This is a genomic window from Microbacterium sp. Y832, assembly GCF_057669765.1.
In genome coordinates this window covers 428,652-444,957 of the sequence record NZ_JBYHFM010000003.1, presented here as the reverse complement: position 1 = coordinate 444,957, position 16,306 = coordinate 428,652, and the positions used below count along the sequence as shown (strand labels likewise).

The window sequence follows — 16,306 nt, the reverse complement described above, 5'->3', positions numbered from 1 at the left end:
AGACGCAGATGGTCACATTCGTGGATCGAGTGACGCTGCACCTGCGTGCCGGCAAGGGCGGCAACGGCTGCGTCTCGGTGCGTCGTGAGAAGTTCAAGCCGCTCGCCGGCCCCGACGGCGGCAACGGCGGTCAGGGCGGAGACATCGTCCTGGTGGCCGACCCGCAGGTGACGACGCTGCTGTCGTACCACCACTCTCCGCACCGCACCGGCGGCAACGGGGGATTCGGCATGGGCGACAACCGTTCCGGCGCCGCAGGCGAGAACGTCGAGCTGCCGGTTCCGGTCGGGACGGTCGTCAAGGACGCCGAGGGCGAACCGCTCGTCGACATGATCGAGCCCGGCATGCGCTACGTGGTGGCGCCCGGCGGACTCGGCGGACTCGGCAACGCTGCGCTGGCTTCACCGAAGCGCAAGGCTCCCGGCTTCGCCCTGCTCGGCACGCCCGGGTGGGAAGGCGACGTTCAGCTCGAACTCAAGACGGTCGCGGACGTTGCTCTCGTGGGCTTTCCCTCCGCGGGCAAGTCGAGCCTCATCGCCGCGATCTCGGCGGCGCGTCCCAAGATCGCCGACTATCCGTTCACGACTCTGCACCCCAACCTCGGCGTCGTCCAGGCGGGCGACATGCGCTACACCGTCGCCGATGTGCCGGGCCTCATCGAAGGAGCAAGCGAGGGCAAGGGCCTGGGACTGGAGTTCCTGCGCCACGTCGAGCGGTGCACGGCGCTCGTGCACGTGCTGGACTGCGCGACGCTCGACCCCGGTCGTGACCCGCTGACCGACCTCGACGTCATCCTCGAAGAACTCGCGGCCTACCCCGTTCCCGAAGGCCAGACGCCCCTGCGGGAGCGGCCCCAGATCGTCGCGCTCAACAAGATCGACGTTCCCGAAGCCAAGGATCTCGCCGACCTCGTGCGTCCCGAGCTCGAGGAGCGTGGCTTCCGCGTCTTCGACATCTCGACCGTCAGCCACGAGGGACTGCGCCCGCTCACCTTCGCACTGGGCGAGATCGTCGCCCAGCACCGTGCCGAAGTGGCCGCGACCCCCGTCGCTGAGCGCATCGTCATCCGGCCGAAGGGCGGGGTCAAGGAGTTCACGATCCGTGTCGAGGGCGGCACGTACGGAAACGTCTACCGCATCCTGGGCGACAAGCCGCTCAAGTGGGTGCAGCAGACCGATTTCCAGAACGAAGAGGCCGTCGGCTATCTCGCCGACCGACTCGACCGCCTCGGTGTCGAGACCGAGCTGTTCCGTGTCGGCGCGACGCCCGGTGCGACGGTCGTCATCGGCGAGGGCGACGGCGTCGTCTTCGACTGGCAGCCCTCGCTCAGCTCGGCCGCCGAACTGATGGCGGCACCTCGCGGCACCGATCCCCGCCTCGATGACAACGCGCGGCGCACGACCGCGCAGCGTCGCGAGCGCTATCACGACCGCATGGACGCGAAGGCGGCCGCCCGGGCCGAACTCGACGCGGAACGGATCGCCGACAAGCAGCGCCCGGTCGAGGAAGCGGAATGACTGCGCTCGAGCGCGGGGACATCCCCGGTGCTCGACGTGTGGTCGTAAAAGTAGGTTCGTCGTCGATCAGCGGCGGGCAGGCCTCGCGCATCCCGCCGCTGGTCGCCGCTCTCGCGAAAGCCCACGGGCGTGGCACCGAGGTGGTCCTCGTCTCATCAGGGGCGATCGCGACCGGCATGCCGTACCTTGCGCTCGACGAGCGACCGAGCGACCTCGCGACGCAGCAGGCGGCCGCCGCGGTCGGTCAGAATGTGCTCGTCTATCAGTATCAGCAGGCGCTGCAGCCGTTCGGCATCGTCGCCGGTCAGGTGCTTCTCACCGCCGGCGACCTCGAGAACGCCACGCCGCGGTCCAATGCGCGCAGAGCGATGGAGCGTCTTCTCGGCCTGCGCATCCTGCCGATCGTCAATGAGAACGACACCGTCGCAACGCAGGAGATCCGCTTCGGCGACAACGACCGGCTCGCCGCACTGGTCGCCGGTCTCGTCGGTGCCGACGCGCTCGTGCTGCTCAGCGACATCGAATGCCTGTACACACGGCCGCCCGACCAGCCCGGTGCCCGCCCGATCGAACGTGTCGCCTACGACGAAGACCTTGCGGGCTTCGAGTTCGGGTCGACCGTCGTCAACAGCGTCGGCATGGGGGGCGCGGCGACCAAGGTGTCCGCGGCCCGTCGGGCAGCGGCATCCGGAATCGGGGTGCTCGTGACACGCACCGACCTCGTCGAGAACGCCCTCGCCGGTGAGTCGGTCGGAACATGGTTCGCCCCCAACCCCGACCCCGCCTCCGACCTCGCGACGGGCCCTGTTCGCACGTCGATAGGCTGAGGACGTGACCACCACCGCCGTGACAGCACGTGAGCGGATGCAGCGCGCTAAAGACGCCTCCCGCTCGATCGCGCTGTTGTCCGATGACATCAAGCGTGCGGCGCTGCTCGCGATCGCCGACGGCATCGACACGGCCGCATCCGCCGTCATCGCCGCCAACGCCGAAGACCTCGAACGCGGTCGCGCCGGGGGACTGTCCACGGCGCTGCAAGACCGGCTCGCGCTGGATCAAAAGCGCGTGAGTGCGCTCGCAGACGCCGTGCGCGACATCGCCGACCTCCGCGACCCCGTGGGCCGCGTGCTCGACGAGCGGACGCTTGCCAATGGCCTCGCCCTGACGAAAGTGGCGGTGCCGTTCGGCCTCGTGGGCGCGATCTACGAGGCGCGACCCAACGTCACGGTCGACATCGCCGCGGTCGCGCTTCGCTCGGGCAACGCCGTCGTGTTGCGCGGAGGCACAGCCGCCGAGCGCACGAACGCCGTGCTCGTCCGCATCATGCGCGCGGCGCTGGACGCACAGGGGATCGATCCCGACGCCATCCAGACGGTCGATGAGTTCGGCCGTGACGGCGCGCGCGACCTCATGCAGGCGCGCGGCATCGTCGACGTGCTCGTGCCCCGCGGGAGCGCAGAGCTCATCGAGACGGTCGTGACCGAATCGACGGTGCCTGTCATCGAGACCGGCGCCGGTGTCGTGCACATCGTCCTCGATGCGTCAGCGCCCCTGGAATGGGCTCGTGACATCGTCGTCAACGCCAAGGCTCAGCGACCGAGCGTGTGCAACGCCGTCGAGACGGTGCTCGTCCACCGCGCAGCCGCGGAACGCCTCGTCGAGCCCGTCGTCACGGCGCTGCGCGAACAGGGCGTCGTCGTGCACGGCGACGACGAGGTCGCGGCTCTGGCAGCCGACGTCGTGCCGGCATCCGAAGACGACTGGTCGACCGAATACCTGAGCCTCGATGTCTCGATGCGGATCGTCGACGACCTCGACGCGGCACTCGCGCACATCCGGCAGTACTCGACGCACCACACCGAGTCGATCATCACGACCGATGAGGCCAACGCAGAGCGCTTCCTCGCCGAAGTGGACTCCGCCGTTGTCATGGCGAACGCCTCGACGCGGTTCACCGACGGCGGCGAGTTCGGCTTCGGCGCCGAAGTCGGCATCTCAACCCAGAAGCTGCACGCGCGGGGCCCCATGGGACTCGCAGAACTCACGAGCTCGAAGTGGCTCGCGCGCGGCTCAGGACAAGTACGCGCCTGACCACCTAAACTGGAGGCGCGCTGTGCCACAAGCGCGGAAAGACCCTCGAATGGAGCCGGAATGACCATCGCCACGCTACTCGCCTTCGCCGCCGAAGAGGCGGACCACGGGAACGTGGCCCTCGAGACCGTCGGGTACGGCATCGTCGCGATCATCGCGTTCGCATCCCTGGGCCTGGTGACGCTGTCGTACCGCAACGTCGCCAACCGCCACGCCGCCAAGGCCGACGCCTACGCGAAGGCGCACGCCAACGACGTCCAGCACGCAGGGCACGGTCACGGCCACTGAGGCCGAAACCGCATGACGGTTGCGCGTCCCCCGCGGATCGGGGTCATGGGTGGGACGTTCGATCCCATTCATCACGGACACCTCGTCGCCGCGAGCGAGGTTGCGCAGTCGTTCGACCTCGACGAGGTCATCTTCGTGCCCACGGGTCAGCCGTGGCAGAAAGAAGACGTGAGCCCGGGCGAAGACCGGTACCTCATGACCGTCATCGCCACCGCATCGAATCCGCGCTTCAACGTGAGCCGCGTCGACATCGACCGCGACGGTCCGACCTACACGATCGACACACTGCGTGAACTGCAGGCCGAGCGTCCCGACGCCGAGCTCTTCTTCATCACCGGTGCCGACGCCATAGCGCAGATTCTCAGTTGGAGGGACCATGATGAACTTTGGGATCTCGCCCACTTCGTCGCTGTCTCCCGGCCCGGCCATGTCCTGAACACGGACGGGCTTCCGACCGAGGACGTCAGTCAGCTCGAGATACCGGCCCTGTCGATCTCGTCGACGGACTGCCGGGAACGCGTGCAGACCGGGCACCCCGTGTGGTACCTCGTTCCTGACGGGGTCGTCCAATACATTGCGAAGCACCACCTTTACCGGAGCGAGGCATGAGCACACCCGAGCAGCCGAACACCCCTCCACTGACGCGCAAACAGCTGCGCGAGATGCGCACAGGGGTGACGCCCATCGTGACGATGGATGAGGACCCGTCCGAAGAGTCCGCCGAAACGGTTCCGGACGTCTCCGTACCGCTTCCGCGGCCCGCAGAACCCGCCGTCGTACCCGACGCACCCGTGGACGATTCCGAGGTCGACCTCAGCGCCGCACCGCTGACCCGGCGCCAGGCCCGTCAGCAGGAGCGGATCCGCACCGCGTCGGTGCCGGTCATCACGCCCGAGCAGGCCGCCGCACACGCAGCAGCCATCGCTGCCGTTCCACCGATCTCGTCGCTGCCGCAGGATGACGAGCGCTCCGACGACGACGTCGAGGCGCTTCGCAGCCTGTTCGCGCCCGCGGACGAGGACGAGGACGAGGACGTCGAGCCTGAGGTCGTCGCGGACGAGGACGTCGAGGACGAGGACCAGATCGTCGAGGCCGAGATCGTCGAGGCTGAAGCACCCGAGTCCGTCGTCGTCGTCGACTACGAAGACGACGACGTGGACCTCATCGCATCCGACATCGTCAATGACCAGGCGGGCGACACCGCCGAGTACGACGACGAGCCGGAGCCGGCTGAGGATGCAGCCATGGAGGCCGCCTCCGACGTCGAGGAAGACGCAGACGGCGAAGCCGGAGACGGCTCGCAGGTCGACGAAACGCCCGAGCGCATCGTCAATCCGTCGCTCGGCGCGGGCGTGATCGCGGGGGAGCCCGTGCAGCTCGACCTGCCGCCGTCGTTCGACCAGCTTCTGTCGCGCGGAGCGACCGGTTCGATCGGCGCACCCAACGCGCTGATCCTGTCGCAGTCGACGGGGGAGCTGCCCATGGTCGCGCCCGTCACGGCCACCGGCGACGTGCTCGTCACCGGAACCTTCGCCCTGCCCGAGGGCCTCGGCTCGCGGGGACACGCACACGGCACGACCGACGGAAAAGAGCTCGACTCCGTGCTTCTCGACGGCGAACTGCCGGCACACTCCTCGCCGACGCCGATCGCGGCAAGTTCCGCGGTCAGCACCATCAAGCCCGCGGGCGAAGTGATCCGGCCGCCTGCTCCTGAAAAGGGCAATCGACTCATGCTCTGGCTGGCGATCACGGCCGGTGCACTCTTCGCAGCTCTCGCTGTTCTTCTCATCGTCGCCGTCGTGACGGGGCTCTTCTGATGGCCGCCGGTCCGCAGGCCCACGAGATGGTCGCGATCGCCGCGGCCGCAGCCGATGCGAAGGGCGGCGAAGACCTCGTCGCGATCGACGTATCGCAGCCGCTTCCGCTCGTTGACATCTTCCTGCTCGCGACCGGACGCAGCGAGCGCAATGTCGCCGCGATCGCCGATGAGATCGAGGAGAAGCTGCTCGAAGCGGGGCACAAGCGGCTGCGCCGCGAGGGCCGCCAGGAGTCACGCTGGATTCTGCTCGATTTCGGCGACCTCGTGGTGCACGTCTTCCACGAGCAGGAGCGCGTGTTCTATGGTCTCGAGCGCTTGTGGAAGGACTGCCCGGTCGTTCCGATCGAGCTGCCCCGCCCCGCTGCGAGCGAGTGACGCGGTCAAAGATGCCCTCTGCTGTGTAGTAGCATTATCGAGTTGCCTCGAGCGATCGAGACAGCGTCTGGGCCTGTGGCGCAGCTGGTAGCGCACCTGCATGGCATGCAGGGGGTCAGGGGTTCGAGTCCCCTCAGGTCCACGTAAAGTTGAACGTTCGAACCTTGCCCCGCTTGATCGCGGGGCAAGGTTCTTTCGTCGTGTGGCCTGGGGATGGCGTCAAGGATCGTCGCGATCGTGTGGGCTGGTTCGAGGGCAGCTTGGTCTTCGTCGTCGATGGTGATTCGGTCGAACAGTGTCGAGCCTGCCGGTGATGGCGTGGCGGCTCGCGCGGATGCGGTCCTGTTCGGTTTTGAGCAGGTCGATGGGGATCGCGTCGGCGTAGTGGGCTTGGCGGAGCTTGACCTGTTCGGCTTCGAGCTTGATCTTCTGTCCTTCGAGGAGGGTCCGTTGGGCACACTCGCCGGCCACTTCCGGCTCACGTTCATCACATGGAAGGTCACCGATGACGTGGTCACGGGGCTGAAGCTCTCTCGCAGGAAGCTCGGGCTGAAGTGGACGCTGAAGCAGAAGCGGGATGTCGTCCATCAGCACAACGACATGTCGCGGGCACGATGATCGGCGAAGTCGGGTCGTCTCGATCGGGTTGCGCCGGTGGTCACGTGCTCGAGTCTAGAGAGGCGTGCCTGTTGCGGTTTCGACAGCTTCGGTTGCTATCAACTCGTGGAATGGAGTCTCGGGATGTGCGCGCCGATGCTCTCTGGTAGCTCCCGCACGCGCTCCGGGCGCCAGAACTCGGTCAGGTAGACGATCTTTCCCATCGGGTCGCCCATCCAGAGGTTGTCGAAACCTGGCGGCGTGGTGAAGTACATGTAGAAGGTGCTCTCGCCGATGTAGACGAGCGCGAACACCGACTTCAGGTTCCAGTTCGGACTGTCGCCCTCGGGTTCGAACCGGAGATAGACGGGGCTCTTCATGATGTTCCCCGTGTCGATCGCGAACCCCACCCGGGGGTCGTTGAACTCCGGCCATTCGACGCGCACCTGCGGACTCGGCAGATCGAGCTCCTTCGGACCGCGCCCGAGCACATACTCGCGCCACGAGCCGCGCGCGTAGTCGTCGGCTTCGCTGTCGAGGCGGAACTCCCTCCCACCCAAGCCCAGATAGACCCTGCCGTCGGTACCCGCGTTCTCGACATCCCCCGTGATGATCTGCACGAGGATCCCTGTGATCGCCGACATGTCAATCTCCCATCCCTTGAGCCGGCATTGCGGTCGGCTATTCCGAAGGGAAGAGCAGCGGGGGAGGGTGCTGATACCCCTCCGGATGCAGGCGCGCGCCTGTACAGGTCAGCTTTCCGAGTCGGCAGCGGGGACGGGGTCCGACGCGGACTCCTTTGCCGACCGGCGCCCCAGCGGGATCGTGGTGAGGAGTCCGATCATGAGCGCGGCGACGCCGACCCAGGCAGCCACCGACACTCCCTGCGTGAGTGCTTCGCGCGCGGCATCCGCGATCGCTGCCGTCGACGGGTCGGACGCCAGCTTGGCGATGATGGCCCCGGCCGAGTCGGAAACGGCGTCCACGAGTTCACCCAACCGCGGATCGGCCGCGATCTGCTCGCTCAGGCGCGCCTCGGTGCCGACCCGCAGCGTGGTGAACAGCGCGGTCCCGAGGATCGCGATGCCCAGCGCCGACCCCACCTGGCGGGCCGTGGACTGCGTGGAGGACGCCTGTCCGGACTTGTCCACCGGGATGTCCACGAGGATCAGCTGCGTCAACTGCGCGGTGGCCAGCCCGACGCCCATGCCGTAGAAGAACAGGGGTGCAGTGGTGACCCACGGAGAGGAGTCGGGCCGGACCAACAGTGCCAGCGCGGCAAGGGAGAGGACCTCCAGCACCAGGCCTGTGCGCACCAGCTGGACTGCACTCATCCGCTTCGACAGCGGGCGGACGAATCCCGTGGCCAGGAAGGAGCCCACAGCGAGGGGGAGGAAGGCGAGCCCGGCTTGCAGCGGGTCCATCCCGAGTCCGTACTGGAACCAGATCGGAAGCGCGAGGATCAGCCCGAACTCGCCCATCGAGACGGTCAGCGCCGTGACGTTGCCGTTGCTGAAGGTCTTGAACCGGAACAGGGTGACATCGAGCAGCACGGAGCTCCCGGCAGCCGCGCGCCGCCGCTCCCGGAGGACGAGCAGGCCAAGCACGGCGATCGCGAGCACGAACATGACTGGGATGACGCTGAAGCCGCCGAGGCTGATCGGAGCGGAATCCCTCGCGTCCCACCAGCCGTAGGAGCGGCCCTCGATCAGGGCGAAGACGAGCAGCCCGAATCCCAGCACCGAAGTGAGGGCGCCGATCCAGTCCGTGAAGGGGGCGGTCCGGCTCTCCTTCGACTCGGGCAGGGAGAGCAGCAGGCCAATGATGACCAGGATGCCGAACGGGACGTTGATCCAGAACGCCCAGTGCCATGAGAACGCGGTGGTGAGCCAGCCGCCGAGGACCGGGCCGACGGCGGCCATCGCCCCGATCGTGGAGCCCCACACCGCGAACGCGATACCGCGCTCGGCCCCGCGGAAGGTCGCGTTAAGCAGCGCCAGAGTGGTGGGAAGGATCATCGACCCCCCGACGCCCTGCAGGGCGCGTGCTGCGATCAACCAGGTCCCGCTGAGGGCGAATGCGCACAGGATGCTGGAGCCGATGAAGATCACCAGACCGATCACGAGCAGCCGCCGACGACCCAATCGGTCACTCATCGTGCCCCACACCATGAGCAGGGCGGCGAAGACGAGGGTGTACACCTCCTGCACCCACTGCACCTGGGTCGTGCTCAGATCGAGCCGCGGTCATATCGGTGTAGGGCATCGGATCGACTCCGAGGAGGAGGTGGTCTGCGCCAGTGGCGAGTATGAGGCGGGAGCTGGCGCCGGATTCGGTCGCCTTCTTTGTGCAGTAAGACGTTCTGTCCGCGAGGGGCATGATCCAGCTGGCCCTCGCGCGTGAGCATCTTGTGGCCCGTGCCCCCCAGGAGTAGGTTCGGGCTGTCTCGGGGGAGCGGTGCACCGGGTGCGCGCGTGTGGAGAGTGTAGCGATCTACGAGAGCGAGGCTGCATCATGGTCGGTTCTTACCTCGACTTCGACGGCGACGGTCGGGCCGAGGTGCCTGTTCGTAGCCCGTGGGGCATCGGGCTCTTGGAGTACACCGGCGGTGCGCTCGGCAGTCCCGCGCTCAAACCCAACGGCACGCGCTTCGGCGGCTGGCTTCTCAATACCGCCGACAACGTCTTCGTCGACGCCGCTGACGTCGACGGCGACGGGCGTGCCGAGCTGCTCGTCACAAGCTCGTGGGGCATCGGGGTACTCGAGCAGGCAGGGTCCGGCTTCAACGGCCTCGCGCTCGCGGGCAACGGGACCCGCATCGGCGGCTGGTTGCTCAATACGGCCGACAACCGCATCGGGCCTACCGGCGACTTCGACGGCGATGGCGCCTCCGAGTGGCTCATGGTCAGCCCGTGGGGCATGGGCATCATGGAGCTGAGGGGCGGCGCGTTCGTCGGCGTCATGCTCGTGCCCAACGGCACGATGCTCGGCTCGTGGCGCCTGGACACCTCGATCGACCGATTCGGACCTGTCGGCGACGTCGACGGGGACGGATCCGCCGAGATCCTCGTGACGAGCACGAACGGGATCGGCATCCTGAAGCTCACGGGCACATCGCTCACCTCGCTGGCCGTCGTCAGCAACGGCTCCCGGATGGGCGAGTGGCTGCTCAACACGGCCGACAACCACTTCTGGGCCTTCGCCGACTTCGATGGCGACGGGCGCAGCGACCTGCTGGTGACGAGTCCGTGGGGCCTCGGCATCCTGTCGTACTCGTCCGGGAGGCTGACGGCGTCGGTGATGGCACCCAACGGCCCGATGTACGGGAACTGGCGACTCAATACCCTCGACAACCGCTTCGCGCGGCTCGGCGATCTCGATGGCGACGGCCGCGCAGAGATCCTCGTGACGAGCCCATGGGGCATGGGGATCCTCGAAAAGTCCGGATCGACGCTCGGCAATCCGTGGCTCGCTCCCAACGGCACGCGGTTCGGTGGCTGGCTGCTGAATACGGCCGACAACTACGTCGACGCGGTCGCCGATGTCGACGGCGACGGCCGTGACGAGATCGTCGTCACGAGCCCGTGGGGGATCGGTGTGCTCGGGTTCCGCCGCGGGACGATGACCGGGCTCATGCTCTCGCCCAACGGCACGCGGTTCGCCGGTGGCTGGCTGCTGAACACGGCCGACAACCATGTCGGGATCGGCATGCAGCTCCTGCGAATCCACGCGAAGGTGCTCACCGCGCCGACTTCCGTGTCTCTCGACACGATGTTCAGTCAGATGCAGCGGGTGTACGAGCTGCTCGGCGTCCGCGTGCAGCGCGTCAGCACGGAGAATCTCACTCTCCCTCTTCTTACGGATGTCGATATCGGCGGCTGCACGATGGGAAGAGTCACGGCGGAGCAGACGCAGCTCTTCGGCAACCGCAACAACGTTCCGACGGGTGACCTCACGGTGTACTTCGTGCGCTCGACGGTGCCATCGAACAACGGCTGCGCGGCGTTCCCGGCGGGGCGGCCGGGGGCTGTCGTCGCGAGCACCGCTTCGCCCTGGACGCTCGGGCACGAGTGCGGTCATGTGCTGGGGCTCAACCACGTCGACGACCCGCCGCCGCCGGCCCCTGCAGCGCCCGCCCCATTGCTGAACCGGCTCATGACGGGCCGCGGCACATGGAACATCACCGACCCGCCGCCCGACGTCACCGCGCAGGAGAATCTGGCGCTGCGCGCGAACCGTCTGACGCACAACATCTAGGAGCGGTCATGGCTGTCACCCGCGAAGACGTTCTCTGGGCGCTCTCGCCCGACGAGATCAACTACAACGCCGTCGCGGAGTATCTCGGACCCGCCGCGGTGCCGGTTCTGCGCGAACTCATCGCGGAGGGCGACCCCGCGATCGCACCGAAGGCGACCTACCTCGTCGCCCGGATCCCGTCGGACGAAACGTCCGATGCCATCCGCGAGGCTGCTACCGCCACGGAGCCGCTCGTGCGGCTCGCGGCGGCGTCGGTGGCGCCTGCGGTGGGCGTCGCCGACGCACCCGAACTGCTGGGGCGACTCCTCGAGGATGAGGACGTCGGGGTACGCAAGCAGGCAGTCGACTCCGCCGCGCGGTTCCGCGACCACGATGAGGTCAGCGTGCGCCTCGAGAAGATCGCGATCGGCGACGACGAAAAGGCCCTGCGCAACCTCGCCGAGCGGGTGCGTCAAGCGCCATGAGCATGCCGCCCCGTATCTTCGTGCAGATCCCCGCCTATCGCGACTCCGAGCTTGCCGCGACGCTGCGCGACATCTATGCCAAAGCCCGGCATCCTTCGACCCTGCGCACCGTCGTGCTGTGGCAGAAGGACGACAGCGACGTGCTGCCCGACGATGTCCGCGCGCTGCCCGGTCTCACGATCATCGAAACGGATGCCGCGGACAGCCGGGGGCCCAACTGGGCCCGGAATCTTCTGCAGCGGGAACTCGGCGACGAACCGTACACGCTCCTGCTCGACTCGCACCATCGCTTCGTCCGTGGGTGGGACGAACAGGCGATCGGGATGCTGCACGGGCTCGAGGGCGCCGGCATCCGCAAGCCCGTCCTGAGCTCATATCTCCCCAGATACGTCCCGGGCCGCAGCAAGACGCTGCGCCAGACCGACCCGTTCGCCGTCTCGCCGATGGAGCGCGAGGGGGGCGTCCTGACACGGCTCACGAGCTACCCCATCCACCGTTGGAGCGATCTTGCCGGGCCCGTGCGTGGGTCGTACGTATCGCTGCACTTCCTGCTGGCGCCCCGCGCGTTCACCGAGGAGGTCGGGATCGATCCCGAGATCTACTTCTTCGGCGACGAGGTGACGCTGAGCGTCCGCGCCTTCACCCACGGGTGGGACGTCTTCCACCCTCACCACGTGCTCGGCTGGCACGCGTACAGCCGGTCGACCCGCGAGCCGCACTGGGGTCGGCATCCCGACTGGCACGTCGCCCACCGCGCCTCGCTCGCGCGACAGCGTTCTCTCTACACCGGGGGTGCCGACACGGCGTCACTGCGCGGCGACGAACGCAGTGTCGCCCAGTTCGAGGAGTGGGCGCTGCACCGACTCGTGGTACCGGCATGAGCATCGTCGCGGACATCGCGACCCGCGGGATCGGATGGGACGCGTCGTTCATCACGCGCAAGCGCGCGGCTGCGATGGTCTCAGACCTCCGCTACGTGCGGTGGCAGTCAAGCCGCGTCATCACGCAGGGCGAGGCTGGGCGGATGATCGCGGACGACCCAATGCGCGTGAGCCGCTCGGCGGGACAGATGTGGTTCAACGAGGCTCTGTCCCACCGCGTCGCGCAGATCGCGGCGCGGGTGTGCGCCGACTTCGCCGTAGAGCCCGATCATCTCGAGACCTGGCAGGCGGTGCAGTACGACCCAGGCGGCAAGTTCGAGACGCACCTCGACGGGGGCTCGTTCCGCGACGAGCTCGGGGGAGAGCGCGTGCTCACCCTCTTGCTCTTCCTCGAGCAGCCGGACTCCGGCGGCGAGACCTATTTTCCCGAGCTCGATCTGCTTGTCGAGCCGACGGCGGGGAAGCTCGTGGCCTGGAACAACCTTCTCCCCGACGGGGGGCTCGACCGGCGCCTCCTCCACGCTGCCACGCCCGTGCGCGAGGGGCGCAAGACCATCCTCACGACCTGGTCGCGCGAGCGACCCGTGCGCTGAGGCCAGAAGAGAAAGGAAGGCACGATGTCCGATAAGGACCACGCCCTCGTCAAGCAGGTCATCGCGAAGTTCGGTCCGACGCTCGACCTCGTCAACCGGCCGCAGGAGTTCATCGAGATCCTTCGCAACACGAGATTCGACGATCAGGACGCGGGACTGAACCCCTGCGCGGGCACTCCGCCGGCACCGCCGCCCGGCCCCACGAGCCTGCAGTTCGACGAGACCCAGCTGGTGGACGTCATGAAGCAGGTCTTCGCCTTATCGAAGGCGGTCGACCAGAACACGAAGCAGCTCAAGGCGATCAGGAAGCAGTTGGGTTAGGCGGCGCCGAGCCCGTCAATCGATGAGGTGTTCCGCTCGCGACTTGCGTGCGGGGATCAACGGGATCAGGCCGAGATCGACCAGGTTTCACCCGGTCGATGCAACATCATCCGGGCCTGTGGCGCAGCTGGTCGCGCACCTGCATGGCATGCCGGTGGTCAGGGGTTCGAGTCCCCTCAGGTCCACCAGAACTCCCGCTTCGGCGGGGGTTCCTGTTTCCTCCGTCGCGGGGGCATCCTGTCCCTCTGGCGGTGCTCCCCTTCACTCTGGTACACGTGGCATTACGCGCGGCCGCGTGGGCCGCACGGCGTGGACAGGGGAGTGGCTCATGACCAGCGCGGAACCGTCGGCTCGCACGGACGGAGTCGTCGCGTCGGAGGACGGGACGCGGATCGCCTGGAGCCGCATGGGTTCGGGCCCCGACCTCGTGATGGTGCATTCCGTGGGCGTCTCTCGCGCCACGACGCCACAGCCGACCCTCGCGGAGGCGCTCGCGGACGCCTTCACGGTGTGGTCGTACGACCGCCGGGGAACGGGCGACAGCGGTGACACCGAGCCGTACGACGTCCAGCGCGAAGTCGAGGATCTGACCGCGATCATCGGGCTCGCGTCCGGGCCGGTCACGGTCTACGGCTTCTCCTCCGGCGCCACGCTCGCGTTGCTCGCGGCCGCGGCCGGTGCTCCGGTCGAGTGCCTCGCGCTGCTCGAGCCGCCGCTGTCGGACGAGTCGGATTCCGACGGTGCCTTGCAGGCGGAAGGGGAGCGACAGTTGCAGCAGGGACCGGACGTGCTGCACAGGTGGTTCTATACCGAGATCGTCGGTGTCCCGGATGAAGTGCTCGCCGAACTCGGGCCACCCTCGGAGGCCGTATTGCGCGATGCGCCGTCCCTCCTGCACGAGCTGGCCTTCCTGCCGGCCACGCCCGCACGCCGGTTCGCGGAGGTGAGGCAGCCGACGCTCGTGATCGCGTCGGACTCCACGGCCCCCGAGATGTACACGTGGGGGCGGGCGCTCGAAGCCGCGATGCCCAACGCGAGGTTCGTGGTACTACCCGGCGAGTGGCACGGCGTCGACGATGCGACGCTCACGCGCGCGATCGCCGATTTCGTGGGCTGAGGACGGCGGGTCCCGGCTGTCATCCGTCCTGGGCACCGGGAGCACGCGATCGAGGATCGCGGCGGCCGACGGGAACGACAGGGCGGACACGAGACCCGCCGTCCCCAGAGTGACGCCTCCGCGCAGTCCGGGCGATCGATGACCCGCGGAGCACGGTCGCACACCCCCTGCGTCCCGCGCCCGGGCGCAGCTGAGGGCTCGCCAAAGCGCGAGAGACGCGCGGGCCCCGTCCACCGTAACGACGCGTGCGGCTGGGCCGAGGGACACGTGTGTCGCCGCGGATCTATTTACAACGTCGTAAACCGTCGATAGCCTGGCGACGCTTCACCCCAGACCGGCGTGAAGCCGCCATTCAAGGAGGAACGGCTATGAAGGTATTCCGATGGAGTAGGGAGTCCGAAGGAGATCTCGGCTCGAGCCGGGTGGCCCGCCGCCGGTACCTGAGGCCGGTTGCGGTCTTCGGGATCGCCGTGGCGATGGTGCTGGGCACGTCGAGCGTGGCAGCGCAAGCCGACGACGTCGATCTGACTCCGGGGCCGACGGTCGTCGCCGATCCCACCTCGCCCACCGGTTACACGGGGCACTTCGTCTACTACAACCCGACCGCCACCAGCGTGCGGTTCGTCGCCGACATCATGCTTCGCAACTGGGCGAACCCCGCCGACACGACGGTCTATTCGCCGTTCCAGTACCGCCCCGGTCTGATGCGCGGGGGCGGCGGTTACGACGTGCAGATGACGAACGCCGGCGACGGCTACTGGGTCACCGACGTCCCGCTCGCAGCCGGCGCCAACCAGTACTGGTTCTACGTCGACAACAACACCAACCTCTGGGTGGCAGACCCGGCGAACCCGCCGATCTACGCGCCCGACGGGCTGACCGGCACCGCCAGGCGCGCCTTCAACAAGGTGAACGTGCCCTACGACCCGGAGAAGCAGAACTTCGCTCCGCTGGCGGCGCGCGAGATCGAGAACCCGCGGCCCGACTCGCCCAAGGGCACATGGAGCTACGTACCGTTCCAGGTGAACGACACGACACGCACCATGGGGGTCTACCTTCCCCCCGGCTACGACGCGAACCGCGCCGAGCCGTACAAGACGATCTACCTGCAGCACGGCAGCGGTCAGGACCAATCGGACTGGATGAACATCGGCAGCGCACCGGTCATCATGGACAACCTCCTGCAGGACGGGCTCACCGAGCCCGCCGTCATGATCACGACCAACACGACCTACCTCGGCGCCGCGAACCAGGGGCACCCGGTGCTGCGGGATGTCGTCATCCCCTTCGTCGAGACGACCTACAACGTCTCGACGGAGGTCAAGGACCGGGCGTTCGCCGGTCTATCGCAGGGCGCCGGGGTCACGAACGCCCTCATCAGCTACGACCCCACGCTGTTCGGATACTTCGGCCCTTGGAGCCGTGACGTGGGATTCGACAACGCCACGCCGAACCTCGGGGCGCCATACATCCTCTTGGGCGGAGGGGCATGGGACTTCGGTCTGCCGAACCCGACGCGAGTGGCGGCGCTGACCGACGCACACGTCGAGAACGTCGTCGTGTCCGGGGCTCACGACTTCAACACGTGGAACCAGCTGTTCACGACGTTCGCGCGGGACTACCTGTGGCAGCCGGATGCGTGGGACCTGAAGGTGTCGGCGACGGCTTCGGTGCGGTGCGTTGCAGGCAAGGGCCTGGTGACGGTCAAGGTGGCGAACGCCGATGTCAACGCCACCGTCGATCTCGGGGTCACGAGCACGTATGGGACGAAATCCTTCGCGGGCATCGCGACGGGCAAGGGCGCGACGCACGCGTTCACGACGCGCCTGGCGAACGTGCCCGCGGGATCGGTGACGGTGGCCGCGTCGTCGGTCGTGCACGGTGAACCGGTCTCCACTGAGGTGACGGCGTCGTACGCGGCGACCTCCTGCGGCTGACCGAGTCATGGTGGTGGTGGGCTCGTCCGGATGGGCGGGCCCGCCACAC

The 16,306-nt window shown here is 67.8% G+C and carries 17 protein-coding genes and 2 tRNA genes; 17 read left to right on the top strand and 2 right to left on the bottom strand.

The window, feature by feature from the left end; genetic code table 11:
- Positions 1-8: 8 nt before the first annotated feature.
- The 9 genes from obgE to AC25YV_RS07760 all read left to right on the top strand — a co-directional run bounded on the left by obgE (position 9) and on the right by AC25YV_RS07760 (position 6,708).
- Complete coding sequence (gene obgE, locus AC25YV_RS07800; RefSeq protein ID WP_488123262.1) at positions 9-1,517, top strand: GTPase ObgE; 1,509 nt, start codon at positions 9-11, stop codon at positions 1,515-1,517.
- Positions 1,514-2,344, top strand: coding sequence for a glutamate 5-kinase (gene proB / locus AC25YV_RS07795; protein WP_488123261.1), 831 nt, complete (start codon positions 1,514-1,516; stop codon positions 2,342-2,344). Before obgE ends, proB begins: the two co-directional genes overlap by 4 nt.
- Before the next feature lie 4 nt (positions 2,345-2,348).
- Entirely contained in the window at positions 2,349-3,608 is a 1,260-nt protein-coding gene (locus tag AC25YV_RS07790; RefSeq protein WP_488123260.1) for a glutamate-5-semialdehyde dehydrogenase, read from the top strand.
- A gap of 60 nt (positions 3,609-3,668) precedes the next feature.
- The gene (locus AC25YV_RS07785) at positions 3,669-3,896 is read left to right on the top strand and encodes a hypothetical protein (RefSeq protein WP_488123259.1); all 228 of its coding nucleotides are present in this window, start codon (positions 3,669-3,671) and stop codon (positions 3,894-3,896) included.
- 12 nt (positions 3,897-3,908) lie between these two features.
- On the top strand, positions 3,909-4,505 hold the full coding sequence (gene nadD, locus AC25YV_RS07780; RefSeq protein WP_488123258.1) for a nicotinate-nucleotide adenylyltransferase: 597 nt from the start codon (positions 3,909-3,911) through the stop codon (positions 4,503-4,505).
- The gene (locus tag AC25YV_RS07775; RefSeq protein WP_488123257.1) at positions 4,502-5,713 is read left to right on the top strand and encodes a hypothetical protein; all 1,212 of its coding nucleotides are present in this window, start codon (positions 4,502-4,504) and stop codon (positions 5,711-5,713) included. Before nadD ends, AC25YV_RS07775 begins: the two co-directional genes overlap by 4 nt.
- Positions 5,713-6,090 carry a ribosome silencing factor gene (rsfS, locus tag AC25YV_RS07770; RefSeq protein WP_488123256.1) on the top strand — a complete coding sequence of 126 codons (378 nt, stop codon included), beginning with the start codon at positions 5,713-5,715 and terminating at the stop codon, positions 6,088-6,090. Before AC25YV_RS07775 ends, rsfS begins: the two co-directional genes overlap by 1 nt.
- Before the next feature lie 69 nt (positions 6,091-6,159).
- Positions 6,160-6,232: transfer RNA gene (locus AC25YV_RS07765), tRNA-Ala, on the top strand.
- 134 nt (positions 6,233-6,366) lie between these two features.
- Entirely contained in the window at positions 6,367-6,708 is a 342-nt protein-coding gene (locus AC25YV_RS07760) for a hypothetical protein (protein WP_488123255.1), read from the top strand.
- A 98-nt stretch (positions 6,709-6,806) separates the two neighbouring features.
- On the opposite strand, the gene AC25YV_RS07755 is transcribed toward AC25YV_RS07760, so the two are convergent.
- Positions 6,807-7,331, bottom strand: coding sequence for a hypothetical protein (locus AC25YV_RS07755; RefSeq protein WP_488123254.1), 525 nt, complete (start codon positions 7,329-7,331; stop codon positions 6,807-6,809).
- A gap of 108 nt (positions 7,332-7,439) precedes the next feature.
- Positions 7,440-8,921, bottom strand: a complete 1,482-nt coding sequence (locus tag AC25YV_RS07750) for an MFS transporter (RefSeq protein ID WP_488123436.1) — start codon at positions 8,919-8,921, stop codon at positions 7,440-7,442.
- A gap of 280 nt (positions 8,922-9,201) precedes the next feature.
- On the opposite strand from AC25YV_RS07750, the gene AC25YV_RS07745 reads away from it, so the two are divergent.
- From AC25YV_RS07745 to AC25YV_RS07710, 8 genes are all read left to right on the top strand, one after another.
- A complete protein-coding gene (locus tag AC25YV_RS07745) occupies positions 9,202-10,944 on the top strand; it encodes an FG-GAP repeat domain-containing protein (RefSeq protein WP_488123253.1) in 1,743 nt (580 codons plus the stop codon).
- An 8-nt stretch (positions 10,945-10,952) separates the two neighbouring features.
- Complete coding sequence (locus AC25YV_RS07740; protein WP_488123252.1) at positions 10,953-11,408, top strand: HEAT repeat domain-containing protein; 456 nt, start codon at positions 10,953-10,955, stop codon at positions 11,406-11,408.
- Entirely contained in the window at positions 11,405-12,289 is an 885-nt protein-coding gene (locus tag AC25YV_RS07735) for a GlcNAc-transferase family protein (RefSeq protein ID WP_488123251.1), read from the top strand. The genes AC25YV_RS07740 and AC25YV_RS07735 overlap by 4 nt, the downstream gene beginning before the upstream one ends.
- Positions 12,286-12,882 (top strand): prolyl hydroxylase family protein, encoded by a 597-nt coding sequence (locus tag AC25YV_RS07730; protein ID WP_488123250.1) that lies wholly within the window; start codon positions 12,286-12,288, stop codon positions 12,880-12,882. The genes AC25YV_RS07735 and AC25YV_RS07730 overlap by 4 nt, the downstream gene beginning before the upstream one ends.
- 24 nt (positions 12,883-12,906) lie before the next feature.
- Positions 12,907-13,203 carry a hypothetical protein gene (locus tag AC25YV_RS07725; protein WP_488123249.1) on the top strand — a complete coding sequence of 99 codons (297 nt, stop codon included), beginning with the start codon at positions 12,907-12,909 and terminating at the stop codon, positions 13,201-13,203.
- A gap of 112 nt (positions 13,204-13,315) precedes the next feature.
- A tRNA-Ala gene (locus tag AC25YV_RS07720) sits at positions 13,316-13,391 on the top strand.
- 140 nt (positions 13,392-13,531) lie between these two features.
- The gene (locus tag AC25YV_RS07715; protein ID WP_488123248.1) at positions 13,532-14,320 is read left to right on the top strand and encodes an alpha/beta fold hydrolase; all 789 of its coding nucleotides are present in this window, start codon (positions 13,532-13,534) and stop codon (positions 14,318-14,320) included.
- A 368-nt stretch (positions 14,321-14,688) separates the two neighbouring features.
- Entirely contained in the window at positions 14,689-16,257 is a 1,569-nt protein-coding gene (locus AC25YV_RS07710) for an alpha/beta hydrolase (RefSeq protein WP_488123247.1), read from the top strand.
- The last annotated feature ends 49 nt before the right edge of the window (positions 16,258-16,306 follow it).